Below are 16,853 nucleotides of genomic sequence, written 5' to 3' on the forward strand. Positions count from 1 at the left end.
CGCATGCAGCAGTTCCGCGGCCGTTGCGCAGGTCGAGCACCGCAGGGCGCCGGTAGTCGGCGCCACGTTGGTGATGGCGGCAGGATCGAGATCGCGGACTCCATAACGGGTGGCGCCGCCACCTGCGTCCTGCTTATGTGGTGGCGACCGGCGCTCCCTTCATCGGGGTGGAGTGTCCGGGGAAAGCTGCAGAAGAAGCCGGCGTCGCTACCGGCTTCAGCGTCGTGAAGCGATGCGGAAGTCCGGGATTGGCAAGTGACAGGCCCCACACTAGGCTGGCTGTCGCCGCGGCGTACGTGGACAGGGAGGCGCAGTGATCGGTTACCACGAAGCAGTGGCGAGGCTGACGGACGGCGCGCGTCGCCTGGCCGTGCAGCAGGTTGCGCTGGCCGATGCGTTCGGTCGCGTGCTCGCCGGCGATGTCGTGGCGACGCTCGCGCTGCCGCCGTTCGACAACGCGGCGATGGATGGCGTGGCATTGGCATCGACAGACCGGGCCGCGCGGGCCGGCAGCGAGTGGGCGATCGTCGCGCGCATCGGCGCCGGCGACACGCCGCCACATGACGACGCATCCGCGTGGGACATCATGACCGGCGCGCCGCTGCCTGCGCGCGCCGACACGGTCGTGCCGGTGGAGCGCATCGACCGGCTGCCGTCGCACACGCTGGGCCAGGCGCCGCGCGTACGCCTGCTGGCCGACGCGTTGCCGGGCGCGAACATCCGGCGCCGCGGCGAGGACGTGCTGCCGGGCCAGCGGGTGCTGGACGCCGGGACATTCATCGACACGGCGCAACTGTTGCTGCTGGCGGGCACCGGCGTCGACCGCGTCGAGGTGGCGCGGCGTCCGCGCGTGGCCCTGCTGGCGACCGGCCGTGAAATCGTCGCGGCGGGCGAGCCGCTACCGGCGGGCGGCATCCACGATGCGACGTCGCCGTACCTCGCGGCGTCGGTCGCCGCCGCAGGCGCGGAGATGATCCAGGTCTCGCACGTCGGTGACGACGTGGCGAACTTCCAGGCCGCCATCGACGCGGCGCTGTCCCGCGGTGTCGACCTGGTGCTCAGCACGGGCGCAGTGTCGAAAGGCTGCTACGACTTCGTGCCCGATGCGCTCGCTGCGCGCGGCGCCGAGCGGCTGTTCCATGGTGTGGCGATGCGCCCCGGCAAGCCCGTGCTGGCGGCGCGCCTGCGCGAAGGCGCGATGGTCGTCGGGTTGCCGGGCAATCCGCTGTCGACGGCGGTGGGGTTCCGCTTCCTGGTCGAACCACTGCTGCGGGCGTGGCTCGGCATGGCACCCGAACCGGTGCGCCGCCTGCCGCTGGCCGCCGCCTGCGACACGCGCGCCGGCCTGCACGCCGCGTTCCACGGCACGCTGCGCTGCGATAGCGAAGGCCGGTTGCAGGCCTGTGTCGCCGACGCGCAGGCGTCGTTCCGCCTGCTGCCGTTCTCGCAGTCGTCGGCGTGGATCACGCTGCCGGAAGACACGGCGCGCATCCAGGCAGGAGCGCTCGTGCAGGTGCATGGCCACAGCCACCTGCGGCCACCGTCGTGGATGCCGGCATGACACGGGACTGGCGTGCGGTGCTGTTGGCGGGCGGCCGCTCCTCACGCATGGGCACCGACAAGGCGATGCTGCCGTGGGGAGCAGGCACGCTGATCGCGCACATGCATGCGCTGTTGTTGACGGCGGGCGCACGACAGGTCGTCGTCAGCGGGCATCGGCCGGAATTCGACGGTGTGCCGGACGCGCAACCCGGCACCGGCCCGATGGGTGCACTCGCGCAGCTCGCACCGCAGCTGCAGGAAGGCCAGTGGCTGGTGGTGCCGGTCGACATGCCGCTGCTGACGGTGGAACTGGTGCACGCGTTGTTGTCCGTCGACGCCGCCTGCGCATGCGTGGAAGACCATCCGCTGCCGATGGCGCTGCGGCTCGATGCCGGCGTGCGCGCGGTGCTGGCCGACATCGGCGCGCGCGAAGGGCGCGTGCGTTCGTTGCGTGCATTGCATGATCGGTTGCGGGCAACGTACGTGCCCGCGCCGCCGTGGCGGGAAGCGCTGCGCAACGGCAACACGCCGGAAGAGTGGGGCGCGCTCAGGACGATGCGCTGAGCGCGTCGCCCCGGATCACCCGTGCAGCTTGATCGCGGTCTCCGCGACCACGCGGCCCTGGTAGCGCGCGCCCTTCAACTCGTTCTCCGACGGCTGCCGTGAGCCATCGCCGCCGGCGATGGTGCTGGCGCCGTACGGCGAACCGCCGGTGATTTCGTCCAGCGTCATCTGGCCGGCGTGACCGTAGTCCAGGCCGACGATGACCATGCCGAAATGCAGCAGGTTGGTGATGATGGAGAACAGCGTGGTTTCCTGGCCGCCGTGCTGGGTGGCGGTGGAGGTGAACGCCGCACCGACCTTCCCGTGCAGGGCGCCGCGCGCCCACAGGCCGCCGGCCTGGTCGAGGAAATTCGCCATCTGCGAACTCATGCGGCCGAAGCGCGTGCCCGTGCCGACGATGATCGCGTCGTAGTCGGCGAGTTCCGCGATGGTGGCGACCGGCGCAGGCTGGTCGAGCTTGTAGTGCGAGGCGCGCGCCACCTCGTCCGGCACCAGTTCGGGCACGCGCTTGATGTCGACCTGCGCGCCCGCACCGGTCGCGCCTTCGGCGATGGCATGCGCCATTGTTTCGATATGCCCGTAGGCGGAGTAGTAGAGCACCAGGATCCTGGCCATCGTCGTCGCTCCTCAGGGATGCGCGTTTGCCTGCGCGGTGTCGGGCAGGCGGAGTATGCGGGTCGCACCCGTGGTGCCGGCGTGACGGCACTCGTACGAGAACGCGCGCGGCGACACGCCGGTAGCGCGACGGAACGTGCGGGTGAAGTGACTCTGGTCGTAGAAGCCCAGCGCCGCGGCGGTGTCGGCGATACGCTGGTCGCCGCGCGCCAGCATTTCCTTGGCGCGTTCCAGCCGCAGCCGCATCACGTAGGCCATCGGGCTGCAGCCCACGCGCTGGCGGAATTGCCGGGCGAAGTGGAAGCGGCTGATGCACGCGGCTGCCGCGACGTCCGCCAGCGTGAAGTTCCTGCCCAGGTTGCGCAGGATGAAGGCGTCCGCGCGCAGGAAGGCGCGCTCGTTGAGGCCCGGCGCACTGCGTTGGACGGCAGGGTGGGTGTCGTGGCCGGCGTGCATGGTCGTGCCTTGTCGGGTATGGGGCGCAACGTGGGTCGTGCGCCGGGGCTCCCCTGTGCCTCAAGGTGCCTCGGTGTCGATGCACCTTGATACCCCTGTCGGGGTGGGAGTGTCCTCACTCGATCGGGGTAGGTCGACGCACCGTCCGTCCGCTTCGCCCGCCAACGAAACGACGACATCCTTCCGACGGACGGTGCGGGCTCGGTAACGCCTCGCGCCAACCGAGGGCACGCGCTATCTTTGCCCGCACCCCGTTCCTCCTCCCGCGCCGTGTCGCTGCCAACGCCTGCCAGCCCGCTTCCTTCCGACGGCATGATCCGCGTGCTGGTCGTGGACGATCACCCCTTGCTGCGCGAAGGGATCGCGGCGGTGCTCGGCACGCAGCCGGACATGCGCGTGCAGGCCGAAGCCACCGAAGGCAGGGAAGCGGTCGATCTTTACGGCAGCCTGCGTCCCGACGTGGTGCTGATGGACCTGCAGATGCCGGGCATGGACGGCATCTGCGCGATCCGCGCCATCCGCGAGCAGGACCCCGCGGCGCGGATCGTCGTGCTGACGACCTACCAGGGCGATGTGCAGTGCCTGCGTGCGCTGCGGGCCGGTGCCCATGGCTACCTGCTCAAGAGCATGCTGCGCCGGGAACTGGTGGACACGATCCGCGTGGTGCACGCAGGCGGGCGCCGCGTGCCGCCCGAAATCGCCGACAGCCTGGCCGCACACCTTGGCGACGACGGACTGAGCGCGCGCGAAGTCGACGTGTTGCGCCAGGTTGCCGAGGGCAACGCGAACAAGCGCGTTGCGCGCACGCTCGGCATCTCGGAAGAAACGGTCAAGGCGCACATGAAGAGCATCCTGTCCAAGCTCGCCGCCAACGATCGAACGCACGCCGTCACCATCGCGATCAAGCGCGGCATCATCCAGCTCTGAGCGTCACGCCACGTCGCGCACGATTGTGCAATCGAGACGCATGGGCGCGGGCGCACGCTGACATGGTCTCCACGACCACAGGCGCAACATCGCGATGCGCACACCAGACGACGACCAACCTGTCGACCCGCGGCGACGCCGCGTGGTCATCGCCGGCGCAGCCGCCACCGCGTTCGCTGCGCTTCCCGCGTTGCCGCTCGCGGCCGCGGGCAACCTTTCTCCCACCATCCCCCACGAGGAGCGACGCATGGCCACGTTCACCACCAAAGACGGCACGACCATCTGGTACAAGGACTGGGGCAAGGGCCCCGTGGTCTCCTTCAGCCACGGCTGGCCACTGAGCGCCGATGCCTGGGATCCGCAGATCTTCCACCTGGCCAGCAATGGCTTCCGCTGCATCGCCCACGACCGGCGCGGCCATGGCCGTTCCAGCCAGCCGTGGAACGGCAACGAGATGGATACCTATGCCGACGATCTCGAACAGCTGTTCGAGCACCTGGGCGTCAAGGATGTCGTGATGATCGGCCACTCCACCGGCGGTGGCGAAGTCGCGCGCTACATCGGCCGCCACGGCACGAAGCGGGTGAAGAAGGCCGTACTGATGGGCGCGGTGCCACCGATCATGCTGAAGACCGACGCGAATCCGGGCGGCTTGCCGCTCTCGGTGTTCGACGGCTTCCGCCAAGCCTATCTCGCGGACCGCGCGCAGTTCTTCCTCGATGTCGCCAGCGGCCCGTTCTTCGGCTACAACCGGCCGGGCGCGAAGGTGTCGGAAGGCAACATCCGCGCATGGTGGACGCAGGGCATGCAGTCGGGCTTCAAGAACGCGTACGACTGCATCAAGGCGTTCTCGGAAACCGACTTCACCGAAGACCTGAAGAAGTTCGACGTGCCCACGCTGATCATCCATGGCGATGACGACCAGATCGTGCCGATCGACGCGTCCGCGAAGCTGTCGGCAGAACTGGTGCCTGGCGCCGAGCTGAAGATATACAAGGGCGGCTCGCACTCGCTGGGCGATACCAGCCGCGAGCAGCTCAACGCCGACCTGCTGGCGTTCGCGCGCAGCTGATCGCAACAGCCACCGGAAGGCAGCGCGCGGGCGTCGGCGAACGACCCCTGCGTCGCGCCCATCTGGCCCCAACCGACTGCACCCACTGGCTGCACACGGCTCCGCATGCATCGCCGTCGCCCTAGCGTCCAACACAGCACTGACGGAGTAGGTCTTGCTCAACCATGAGTTCATAGAGCGGCGAAAGGTGAGCATCCCGCTCGGCGTGGGCACGGCCATGGGCATCTTCGTCGATCACGCGGAGACTGCCGATATGTGGGATGTGGAGGGTAGGCGTTTCATCGACTTCGCTTCCAGGATTTCCGTCCTCGACGTGGGTCATCGCCATCCTCGCGTGATGGCGGCGGCCGAGCAGCAGTTGCGGCGGTGCACGCAAGCCGCGTTCCAGGTGGCAGGTTACGACGCCTGCGTCGCACTCGCGTAGCGCCTGAACGACATCGCCCCCATCGAGGGGCCGGCCAAGACCATCCTGTTCTCGACCGGCGCGGAAGCCGTGGAGAATGCGGTCAAGATTGCCCATGCGGCCACGCGGCGCCACGCCGTGATCGCCTTTTCCGGCGGATTCCATGGCCGCAGCTTCATGGCCATGTCGCTGCCCGGCAAGACCGCCCCCTACAAGCGCGGCTTCGGTCCTTTGCCCGACGGCGTCTACCGTCGCGTGCTCGGTCCTATGCGACGAGGCGCAGGGGTTCTCCCAGGCCAGAAAGACGCTTCCTCTTCGATACGCTGATCGCGTGGCCCCACGATGCATTGAGCAAGATTGGACTGGGCTACTACGAAAGAGGGTTCGATCGCGTCCTCAAGGACGGGCCATCCCTCATTCTCGGCACACTGCAACGCGCAATCCCTCAGCGCATGAGCGATGTTCTGAAAAGGGGATTCGGTCGATACGACACGATGTCGTCTGATCGTCATGGCAGCTCCGGCAAGTTTTGCGAGCCGGCAGACCGTGGGCGCGAAAGCCAACCGAGCATCGGAATTCCGCGACGCATGACGCTAACAGGTTTCTTGGCACGGAAGCACTTTATATTCCTGGCAGCGTCACACCAGACTAACAGCCAAAGGCGCAGGGTGCGGAGGTTGCGGTGCAATACCGTATCGGCTGCTCAGCCGCGCTCCACCCCTCCTGACTCTCCGCATTGAGCTCGCGCCTGGCATTTCGCCCGGCCACGGCTTTGGCCGTTCTTTTGACCCTGATACGGGTCCACCTCGTAGGAAATTCCCATGGAAATGCAACAGAAAGAAGGCCTCGTCCAGCAGAATCTATTGGGCACGCTGAAGACCAACAAATCCTTCTCGACCTTCATCAATGCCGTCGACAAGGCAGGCCTTACGGCTTCACTGGCAGGTGATGAGCAGTTCACGCTTTTCGCCCCCACCGACGAAGCGTTCTCTGGCCTGCCGGCAGGCGCGCTCGACCGGTTGCTCGAGCCTGCCAACAAGGATGAGTTGGCTTCGGTGATCAACTATCACCTAGTCAGTGGGCGCAAGACGACCGATGTCGGGAAATGGAAGTCGGCGCGCACGGTGCACGGCCAGACTGCACCGATCAAGGTCGCTGAAGGCAAGCTCAGCATCGGTTCCGCGCGCGTCACGCTTCCGGACATCCTTGCCAAGAATGGCGTGATCCACGGTATCGACAAGGTCAACCTTCCGGAATCCAAACCCAACTGAGGTGCGGATGCAAAGGACTGCTCGCGGCGGGAAGAAATTCCCGCCGCATCGCTACCCTCGGAGGCTGAACTGTCTATGGGCCCACCCATCAAACCCCACGTATCAGCCTCAATCGGCGTCGGCACGGACCGAGCCAAGGCCGCTGCTGCCCTAATGAACAAGATCGCCTATCAGCTGAGACCCGCAAGCAAGACGACCATGGCGCCCTGTGCACGATGCTGCAGGCCAAGTCCAGGCGGCCAGCCTTGTGCAAAGTGTCTGACAGACGAGTTGGGCACCCTCATCAACAACTTTGGTGCGGCGTCGCGCTGGCTCGAATCGACCAAACAAGCAAGCCAGGACGAAGGTACGGTACTCCGCTATGCGGGACTCGCAGAAGCGAACTGATTGCCTCGAGTCCTTGTGCAGAGTCCTGTACGGTTTCCAGTCATTCGGAAATGTTTCTGCGTTATACGGGGCAGTGGGCTCTGCTGCGACGTCGCTGCCACTCATCGGAACATCTCCTGATCCCCGGAATGCCGGGCAGCACGAGGCTGCGCTAACCGATGAAACTTTATGCAGAATCACGCCGGTGTACTGCTCCCGATTTGGGAGCACTCCCGGTGGGCGACAGTCATCGTACTAACCGGAGGTGATGGCGATGCGAACAGTTTCCGAGCTCAGTACTATTCTAAGTGAGAGCATGGCAAGGCTTCGCGACGGCCAAGTGGGGTGTGACGCTCGCGGGTTCGTTCGAACGTTGCGTACCCAACTGCTGCTTGAAGCGCCCGAAGGTGCGCGACTTGCCATCTGCGCGCGCCTCGCTGCAATGGAAATAATGCTGAACCAGAGAGAGGCAGCATTGCCAAATTCTGCAACGAGCGTCATTGGGTAAAGCTGATCATGATGTCGCACGATCATCCGTTCGCGGACAGATGGCTTCGGGGTGAAGCCACATGCGCGTCTTCGTGAACCCTGCGCTTCCAACCCAAGGCGGAAATGGAAGTCCTGTCTACATAGGCTGGCAGCCAGCCGGATCCGCGTCAGTGTTGATGGCGGCTACTGGTAACCCGCATGTATGTGTCTTGAGCATGAAATCCAGGCGTCCCCGTACGTACTGCATATCTTCATCAGCAGCTTGATCGAGAATCTCTTTCGCGAGCGCATTGAACTGAGGCCAGAACTGGGCTTCATGTCGGAGATGCTGCAGCCAGTGCGGCATCATGGCCGCCAGTCGATCCAGTTCCGCATCGAGCTGCGCACGAGGTTTCATATCGGCGCGCGGGACCATCTCGCTTCCACCCGATGCACGTTGCCGTCGTCCACCAGTGCGAAACGCAATCCTGCCTGTTCCACGCCATCCAGTTGCAGCGTGGTATCGCCGGCATCCTGTTGCGTGACGGAGATGACGTAGAGGCTGGATCCGAAGCGGTATCGCAGTTCGTATTCCGTCCATTCGCGTGGCAGGCAGGGATGCAGTACCAGCTCGCCCCCGATGCGCTGCAAGCCCAACAGCGACTCGGTCAGCAGGCGATACATCCAGCCGGCGGAGCCGGTATACCAGGTCCAGCCGCCACGGCCGACGTGCGGTGCCACGCCATAGACATCGGCCGCGAGCACGTACGGCTCCACCTTGTAGAGCGCGGTAGCATCCGGATCCTGCGCGTGATTGATCGGGTTGATCATGCGTGCCAGCTCCCACGCCCGTTCCGTGTCGCCTTGATGCGCGAATGCCATCGCGGCCCATACCGCGGCATGCGTGTACTGGCCTCCGTTCTCGCGCACACCCGGAACGTAGCCGCGGATGTAGCCGGGATCTTTTGGGGTCTTGTCGAAGGGAGGGTCGAGCAACTGGATCAGCCCCGCCTCCCGCTTCACGAGATGGCGATCCAGTGACGCCATCGCCTGCCGAGCGCGCACCGGATCCGCGGCCCCGGACAACACCGACCAACTCTGCGAGATGGAGTCGATTCGGCATTCATCGCTCTGGCTGGAGCCCAGCGGCGTGCCGTCATCGAACCAGGCGCGCCGATACCATTGGCCATCCCAGGCATGGTCTTCCAGATTCCCCCGTAAGCGCTCGGCGTTCTCTGTGCATTCCTCGGCGAATGCCTCGTCGCCACGCATGCGCGCCACCCCGATGAAGCGCTGCAGCGTGTCGTAGAGGAAGAAGCCGAGCCACACGCTTTCGCCCCGGCCGGCCTCGCCCACGCGGTTCATGCCGTCGTTCCAGTCGCCGGTGCCGATCAGGGGGAGTCCACGCTCGCCGAGCAGACTGCAGCCGCGGCGCAATGCCAGCACGCAATGCTGGTAGAACGATTGCCGCAGATAGGACGTTGCGGGCATGTCGTAGTAGGACTCTTCGTCGGCACCCACCGGGCGACCGTCGACGAAGCCGACCTGCTCGTCCAGCACGCTGGCATCGCCGGTCACCTGCAGATAGCGGGAGGCGGCCAGTGGCAGCCACAAGTAGTCGTCCGAGCAACGCGTGCGCACGCCGCGCCCCTGTGGCGGATGCCACCAGTGCAGCACGTCGCCTTGCGGGAACTGATGGGCCGCACACAGCAGCAGGTGCGCACGGGTCAACGCCGGCTTGGCGTGCAGCGTGGCCATGGTGTCCTGCAACTGGTCACGGAAGCCGAATGCGCCACCGGACTGGTAGTAGCCGCTGCGTGCCACATAGCGGCACGCAAGGGTCTGGTACATCAGCCAGCCATTGACCAACGCATCGACGGCGGGCTCCGGTGTACTGACCTGCAAGGATGTCAGCAGTCCACGCCAGTGGATGCGGACGGCGTCCAGTGCGTCGTGCGCCCGCTGCGCGCCCTGCACGCGACGTGCCCGATACAGGGCATCCTCGTAGTCCTTGCCCATGCCGAGCCGGAAGACCGTTTCCGACGCCTCGCCATCGAGCAGCGACATCGGCACCTGGATGGCGGCGCACGGATCGAGCCCGACGCCCAGGCGGCCGGACAATCCCTCGCGCTGGAGCGCCGCGGGATCGGCCATGCTGCCGTTGCGGCCCAGGAATTCCGTGCGGTCGCCGGTGAAGCTGCAGCCGCTGGCATCGGTATCGAAGAACGCGACGCGGCCGCCGAACTCGGTGTTGTAGGGGTTGCGTGCCGTCAGTACGCCACTGGCCGAATCCTGCGCGGTGACGATGTGCATCTGCGATTTGACGCGCAGGTCACCCAACACCCACTCGACGTAACCGGTGGCAGAGAGACGGCGTGCGCGTCCGGACAGATTGCGAAGCTTCAGTACCGAGTACTTGACCGCATCTTCAACAGCCACATATACCCACAACTCGCTGGCGATACCGTCCTCGATGTGCTCGTACACGCTATAGCCGAAGCCATGACGCGTCCGGTACGCCCCGCGGCCACGACGCGGCAATGGCAGCGGCGACCACACATGACCCGTGTCCTCATCGCGTAGGTAGAACGCCTCGCCACCACTGTCGGCAACCGGGTCGTTATGCCAGGGCGTGAGGCGGAACTCATGCGCATTCTCGAACCACGTGTATCCCGCCATGCTTTCGCTGACCACCGTGCCCAGCCGGTCGTTGGCCAGTACGTTGGACCACGGTGCCGGTGTCGGCGCTCCTTCCCGGGTGATGATCACGTACTCACGGCCATCGGCGGCGAATGCGCCGGTGCCGTTGTCGTGAACGAAGGTGCTGGCCACGGCCTCGAACGGCCAGGGGTCGTTCTCTTCGTCGACGTCCGCCGGCGGTGGCAGCCCGGTCGATGCCTCCCATGCGGGAAGCTCGACACGATCCTCATGGGGACCCTCCGTCAACAGCGGCGGCATGATCCGTTCGGCAGGCTCGCGACGACCGATCTGTGCAGCCAGCGAGCCTTGCTGATCGCTGATGATGACCCGCGCTACGGATTGCAGCAGGATGCGGTCTTCCTGCGACATCTGCTGTCCCGGGCGCACGAAGATGCCGCCCGGGCGATCCAGCACGTTCGCCTCCGGATCGGCCGAGATCATGCCCAGGATCAGGTCCTGCAACTGCTGCCGGTAGCCAGCCTGGCTCTCGTTCCAGATCACGAGATCCGCGCGCAGTCCTTTGAGGCGCCAGTAGGCGTGCGCCTGCACCATCTGCCGCACCAGCTCGATGTTGTCGGCATCCGAGATCTGCAGCAGGGCGATGGGCAGGTCGCCCGAGATCGCGTGACCCCAGAGCCCGGACTGGCCACGCTGGTTCTGCAGCAGGATGTCGGCGTCGGCGCGCAGCAGCGGGTGCGCATAGACGATCAGCCCGGCCAACCGTTCGTAAAGTTGCGCATCCGCCTGCGATGCATTGATCTGGCGGCGAACGACCTGGCTGTGCGTCCAGGCCAGGTCGAAGACGCGGTCGGCGAGGCGGCGATCGCGGTACTTTTCGATCAGTCCGGCGCAGGCTTCGCGGTCCACGCCTACGCCATGGACCATGTCGATCATCGCCGTCTGGCCGGGCGCCAGCTCGATACGGCAACGGATGGCCGCGATCGGGTCCAGTACGGAGCCTTCGCTGTCGGACAGCGCGTCCTGCTCCGCCAATGCCGCCGGCGTGCGCGGCGTGTTGCCCCGACCGAGGAAGCGCGCGCGATCGGTTTCGTACGAGATCGCACCGATATCCGCGTCATGCACCGCCACCAGGTGGAACATCCACGGCGGTATCTCGTCGTGCGCGCGCGGTCGGCGCGTGCACAACAGCGCCTGTTTCTCGCGCAGGATCTCCGACTGCACGAACAGATTGCTGAACGCCGGATGCAGTTCGTCCGCGATGGCCGGCGCCAGCACCACCTCGGTATAGGTGGTGATCTCGATGGTGCGTGTCCGCCGGCTCCGGTTGCTCAGGCGCAGCCTGCGCAGCTCGATGTCGTCTTCGGCGGATATCGCGATCTCCAGGTGGCTCTCGTAGCCGCGTTTGCGCCCCCGGAACTCGACCTTGGCATCGGAGAAGATCGCCTCGTACTGATCCACGGGCGCGCACGCCGGCTGCAGCGACGTGGACCAGAACTCACCGCTCTCCACATCCCGCAGGTAGCAGAAGTTGCCCCAGTGGTCGCGCGTGCCGTCTTCGCGCCAGCGGGTGACCGCCATGTCGCGGTGGCGGCTGTAACCGCCGCCGGCGCTGGTGACCAGGCCGTGGTAGCGCCCGTTGGAAAGCAGCTGCACCGCCGGACGCGACATGCTCGGGTTGCGGAAGATGCGCAGCTGGGTTTCGGCTTCGGTAGGCGCGGCGCGCGTGCCCAGCGTCTCGGCCTCGTGCGGATGGAACACGCCGGTATGCGGAATGCGCTCCTGAAGCAGCAGCAGGGTCGCCTGGAACTCCGCATCGGCCACGAAGCGCCGCTGCATCGGTTGCTGTCGCAGCAGATGGAGGAGCGACAGAAACCCCATGCCCTGGTGATGGGCCATGAAGGAGCGCACCACCACGCAATCCTGTCCGGGTGGAACGCGGGCCGGTGTGTAGTCGATGGCCTCATACAGGCCGAAGTGCCCGCCGAAGCCGAGGGCGGTCAGTCGCTGCAGGTTCTGGCAGGCCGCTGCCGGCGCCACCATCAACGCCATCATCGTGGCGTAGGGCGCGATGACCAGGTCCTGGCCCAGCCCGCGCTTCAGGCCCAGCCCCGGTACGCCGAAGGCGCGGTACTGGTAGTTCATGCGCGCGTCGACGGTGTTGTAGCCCGACTCGGAAATGCCCCAAGGCACGTCATGGCGCTCGCCATGCTGGATCTGGGCTTCCACCGCATGTCGGGAGGTCTGGTCCAGTAGGGTCTCCGGGTAGCTGGGCATGACCAGCTGCGGCATCAGGTACTCGAACATCGAGCCGCTCCACGACAGCAATGTCGCGTCGCCGTTGACCTCGGTCAGCAGACGGCCCAGCGCGAACCAGCTCTCCTGCGGCAATTGTCCCTGCGCGATCGCCACGAAGCTGCACAGGCGTGCTTCCGACGCCAGCAGGTCGTAGAGCCCATTGTCCAGGCGGTGTTCGTCCACGTTGTAGCCGATCACCAACAGGTGGCGCGCCCGGTCGTAGAGGAACTCGTATTCCATCAGCGAGAACTGACCGGCGATGTGCGCCAGGCGCTCGAGTTGGTGGATCCGTTCCCGCGCGCGCCGGGTCGACAGCGCGCCGGCAGGGCCATCCTGCAGCTCGCGCAACGTGGGCAGGTGATCACCTGCCCAGGCGTCGGCAGCGGGCAGCAGGAACTGCAGCTCCGCATGCGCCGACCGGCAGCCTTCGACAAGCGCGGTCGGCCAATGATGCGGATGGATCCGGCCGGGACCGGCAGCCGGCCATGCCGCAACGATACCTTCCGCGTGCACCACCAGGCGCGCCAGCATGCGTTCGGCATCGGTGGCGGTCGATGGCGGCTCCCGTTGGGCCTGCGTCAGCACGGTGCGGAATTCGATCACCGCCAACGACAACGCATCGTCATCGGACGGCGTGTCCTCGATGACGTCTTCCAGCACGGCCAGGGTGTCGGCCAGCCCGTTGAACGTGGCGGCCGCCAGGATGGGTGCATCGGCGATTGCCAGCAGGCCCTGTCGCAAGGTCAGCAGATGTCCGGCGAGGTTGCCGCTGTCGACCGTGGAAATGTAGGCCGGCGGCAGCGGCTGCAACGTCTCGGTGTCGTACCAGTTGTAGAAGTGCCCACGATGGCGGGGCAGCATCTCCAGCGTGTCGAACGCGAGGCGGGTGCGCTCCATCATGCCGCCGGCCTGCAGGTAGCCGAAATCGTAGGCCGCCAGGTTGGTCAAGAGCGACAACCCGATGTTGGTCGGTGACGTGCGTCGCGCCACCACCAGCGCCGGATGCTCCTGCACGTTGTCGGGCGGCAGCCAGTGATCCTCCGCGCGCACGTACGTTTCGAAGAAGGCCCATGTCCGGCGCGAGAGCTTGCCCAGGAACGCCAACTGCGGCGCGGACAGCTTGTCGGTCCGTCGGGCCGGGGGGCGGCCAAGCCACGCCATCAGCACCGGCGACAGCAGCCAGAGCAGCAGCAAGGGCGTGGCCACCCACAGTGCGGCCGGCTGCTTCATCACCAGCAGTGCGGCGATGGCGGCCGAGATCAGCGGTGCGGGCGCCATGCTGTAGAGCTCCGCGCTCACGCCGCTGCCGAGACTGCGTTCGACTTCGCTGGACGGGTTCCACTGCAACAGGTGCCGTCGTGTGACAACGAGGCGCCAGAGCGTACGCACGATCGCGCCCAGGCTGAAAAAAGCCTCGTACGGCAGGCAAGCCACGGTGACGACCGCACGCCAGAATTGCCTCAGACAGGATTTCCCAACCTGCACCAGATGGGTTTCCAGCGGCATGTCCACCGGCAGGGCGACGACATCCCGCAGCGCCGGAAGCAGCACGGGCAGGGCCCACAGGCTCAGCAGCCACGCGGTCCAGGCGAGCGGCTCCGGCGAAAACAACCAGCCCAGCACCAGCAGGGCGAAGGTGGCCGTCGGCACCAGGCTGCGACGCAGGTTGTCGAGCAGCTTGCCGCGCGAGAGCCAGGACAATGGATTGCGCTCGAGCCCGCCACCGCGGCGCGGCACCCACGGCAACAACCACGGCAACAGCTGCCAGTCGCCGCGGATCCACCGGTAGCGCCGCTTCACGTCAGCCGCGTAGCGCGACGGATAGTCTTCGAACAGGCGCACGTCGCTGACCAGGCCGGCACGTGTGTAGCACCCCTCCAGCAGGTCGTGGCTGAGGATACGGTTGTCGGGAAAGCGGTCGGCGAGCGCATGCTCGAACGCATCCACATCGTAGATGCCCTTGCCGACGAAGGATCCTTCGCCGAACAGGTCCTGGTAGACGTCCGACACCGTGCGTGTGTACGGATCGATGCCAGGCTCGCTGCCGAACATGCGCGCATAGCGCGAACTCGGCCGCCCGCTGAGACTGGTGCCTACGCTGGGCTGGAGGATGCCGTAGCCGCGGACCACGCGCCGCCGCCGCGGGTCGAATACGGCCTGGTTGAGCGGGTGCGCCAGCGTGCCGGCGAACTCGCGCGCGGCGTCGCGCGGCAATTTGGTGTCCGTGTCCAGCGTGATCACGTAGCGCACCTGCGCCAGCACGCCGATGTTGCCGGTCACCTGCAGGAAGTCTTCGCCCGGCCCGCCACGCAGCAGCCGGTTCAATGCCGCCAGCTTGCCGCGTTTGCGTTCGTAGCCCATCCAGCGCCGTTCGCGCGGATTCCACAACCGCGGGCGATGGAAGAGGAAGAACAGGTCGCCGCCGCCTTCGTCGGCCCGTTCCGGCGCGTAACGGCGATTGAGCTGCTCGACCCGGTGGACGGCATGGGCCAGCAGCGCGGCATCGCCCGGCAGTGATGCGCCGTCCGCATCCAGGAAATCGGTGAGCAGGGCGAAGTGCAGGTGGCGGTCGCGGTTGGCCAGGAAGCGTACTTCCAGTGCTTCGACCAGACTGTCCACCCCCTCCACGCTGCCGAGCATGCTGGGGACTACCACCAGCGTGCGTGCCGTGGCCGGGATGCCCTTGGAGAAATCCATCCGGGGCAGGGGGCGGGGCGGCACCAGCAGGGTTGCCATCCAATTCACGAGCGCTATGCCCAGTTCGCTGAAGGCGAGGAGCGCGAGCGTTGCCAGCGGCCACGTCGGCACCGCATGCGCTGCTGACCCCGCCGTCAGCAGGCCGTGGGTGAACAGGCCGATGATGGTGGCGATCGGGAGCAGATAGACCGCCAGCGGAATCCGGCGCGGGCGCAAGCGGACCCGCCGCGCACCTGGCAATGAGGCCGTCACCGCCGCTTGCGTCTGGCTGACGCCATCGTCCACCAGATAGAAGCCGACGTGTGCCCGGTGATGGCCCGGCGCTGTCGTGGCGGCGGCCTGCGCCAACTGCAGCGCGATCTCCGCCACCGCGTCCTCACCGACATTCGCGAGCCGGGCGATCTTTTCCACCACGTGCCGGTAGCTGTCGCGGGTACTGAAATCCATCAGCGCGTACGTACGCGCCGGGTCCGCCCGGAGCGTGTGCTCGACCACGCTCATGTCTTCGACGAATTCCCGCCAGTCCATGTTGGCCAGGAAGCGCAGGCTGCCGATGCTGTTGCTGATCGATACCTGGTCCGCGGCCTGCTGCTGGCTCTCCAGATGCACCAGTTCCTCGATACGCAGGCCGCCGTCTGCCGCCCATTGCTCCAGCCAGGTGATCGGCATGGAGAACACGCCGCCGCGTCCCTGCAGTCCCCGCGTCAGCTCGGAAACGAATGCGCCGCTCAGCGGTGGATCCGAACGCGCCATGTCGGCGACGACCAGCACCACGTCCTTGGGATTCTCCGCTGCCGTCCGGTTGAGTCGGGCAGCCCACTCGCTGGCCAGGCGGTGATCGTCGCCGTCGCGCATTACGCGCACGGCCATGCGACGCAGATTGTCGATCAGCGCCAGTCGCAGCATGATCGGGATCGCCCACAGCTCGCCCAGCTTCAGCGGCGTGATGGACTGGTAGGAAGCGAAGAAGCGGCGCAGCGTTTCCGCGTCGATGCGGCCATCGCCGTGCGCGATGACTTCCAGCGACAGGTCGTACACGCGTGGCAGGCCGCTGGACGGACCCTGGCTCAGCGAGGGGAGTTGCCGGCTGTAGCCTGTCGGAAGATGCCGCCGCGCAGTGACGATCTGTTCTTCCACCAGATAATAGTTGTCCAGCAACCATTCGCCGGCCGGCGTGATACGCATGTCGTCCTGCACCATCCGCGTCAGCAGCGCGCAGACATCGTCCAGAAGGCCCTCGTTCTCGGTCAGTCTATTCAGCAGGCGCTCCGGCCCTGCATGCGCGCGCAACCGGTGCGCGCGCGCCAGCGCATGGCCATGCAGTTCCATCTGCTCGACGTTGAAGAGCTGCGCCCGCAATGGCGATTCCGCGCGCAGCGGCTTCTGGGTCGCGGCGCGGCGCCAGCGCCACAGGCGCCGGCGCAGGCGTAACCAACGGCTGAAGACTCTCCAGACCTGGGGCATCGGAAATCCTGTGGGGCGGCTGACCGACGTGGATCCCATCCTTGCACGCATA

The 16,853-nt window shown here is 66.5% G+C and carries 9 protein-coding genes and 1 pseudogene; 6 read left to right on the plus strand and 4 right to left on the minus strand.

Translation table 11 applies throughout. The features are described 5' to 3' along the window. The first annotated feature begins 313 nt into the window (after positions 1-313). A complete protein-coding gene (locus tag CSC78_RS12340) occupies positions 314-1,561 on the plus strand; it encodes a molybdopterin molybdotransferase MoeA (protein ID WP_162338151.1) in 1,248 nt (415 codons plus the stop codon). After that, complete coding sequence (mobA, locus tag CSC78_RS12345) at positions 1,558-2,106, plus strand: molybdenum cofactor guanylyltransferase (RefSeq protein ID WP_162338152.1); 549 nt, start codon at positions 1,558-1,560, stop codon at positions 2,104-2,106. The genes CSC78_RS12340 and mobA overlap by 4 nt, the downstream gene beginning before the upstream one ends. A 15-nt stretch (positions 2,107-2,121) precedes the next feature. On the opposite strand, the gene wrbA is transcribed toward mobA, so the two are convergent. Together wrbA and CSC78_RS12355 are read right to left on the minus strand one after the other, a co-directional pair. Next, positions 2,122-2,721 (minus strand): NAD(P)H:quinone oxidoreductase, encoded by a 600-nt coding sequence (gene wrbA / locus CSC78_RS12350; protein WP_162338153.1) that lies wholly within the window; start codon positions 2,719-2,721, stop codon positions 2,122-2,124. A 12-nt stretch (positions 2,722-2,733) separates the two neighbouring features. Further along, positions 2,734-3,177, minus strand: a complete 444-nt coding sequence (locus CSC78_RS12355) for a helix-turn-helix transcriptional regulator (protein WP_162338154.1) — start codon at positions 3,175-3,177, stop codon at positions 2,734-2,736. Positions 3,178-3,489: 312 nt separating this feature from the next. Between CSC78_RS12355 and CSC78_RS12360 the strand changes: the two genes are divergently transcribed. From CSC78_RS12360 to CSC78_RS12375, 4 genes and pseudogenes are all read left to right on the plus strand, one after another. After that, positions 3,490-4,104, plus strand: coding sequence for a response regulator (locus CSC78_RS12360; protein ID WP_162338181.1), 615 nt, complete (start codon positions 3,490-3,492; stop codon positions 4,102-4,104). Positions 4,105-4,351: 247 nt separating this feature from the next. After that, positions 4,352-5,176, plus strand: coding sequence for an alpha/beta fold hydrolase (locus CSC78_RS12365; RefSeq protein ID WP_162338155.1), 825 nt, complete (start codon positions 4,352-4,354; stop codon positions 5,174-5,176). Between the two features lie 217 nt (positions 5,177-5,393). Next, positions 5,394-5,906 (plus strand): annotated as a pseudogene (locus CSC78_RS19055) (aminotransferase class III-fold pyridoxal phosphate-dependent enzyme). Between the two features lie 494 nt (positions 5,907-6,400). Then, positions 6,401-6,850: a fasciclin domain-containing protein gene (locus tag CSC78_RS12375; protein ID WP_238391267.1), complete on the plus strand. Its 450-nt coding sequence runs from the start codon at positions 6,401-6,403 to the stop codon at positions 6,848-6,850. Positions 6,851-7,841: 991 nt separating this feature from the next. Here the strand turns inward: CSC78_RS12375 and CSC78_RS12380 are convergent. Together CSC78_RS12380 and CSC78_RS12385 are read right to left on the minus strand one after the other, a co-directional pair. After that, entirely contained in the window at positions 7,842-8,120 is a 279-nt protein-coding gene (locus tag CSC78_RS12380) for a hypothetical protein (protein WP_162338119.1), read from the minus strand. Beyond that, complete coding sequence (locus CSC78_RS12385) at positions 8,099-16,801, minus strand: glycoside hydrolase family 94 protein (protein ID WP_202924177.1); 8,703 nt, start codon at positions 16,799-16,801, stop codon at positions 8,099-8,101. The genes CSC78_RS12380 and CSC78_RS12385 overlap by 22 nt, the downstream gene beginning before the upstream one ends. Positions 16,802-16,853 lie beyond the last annotated feature (52 nt).

The sequence above is a fragment of the Pseudoxanthomonas japonensis genome (assembly GCF_010093445.1).
GTDB classification, from domain to species: Bacteria; Pseudomonadota; Gammaproteobacteria; order Xanthomonadales; family Xanthomonadaceae; genus Pseudoxanthomonas_A; species Pseudoxanthomonas_A japonensis.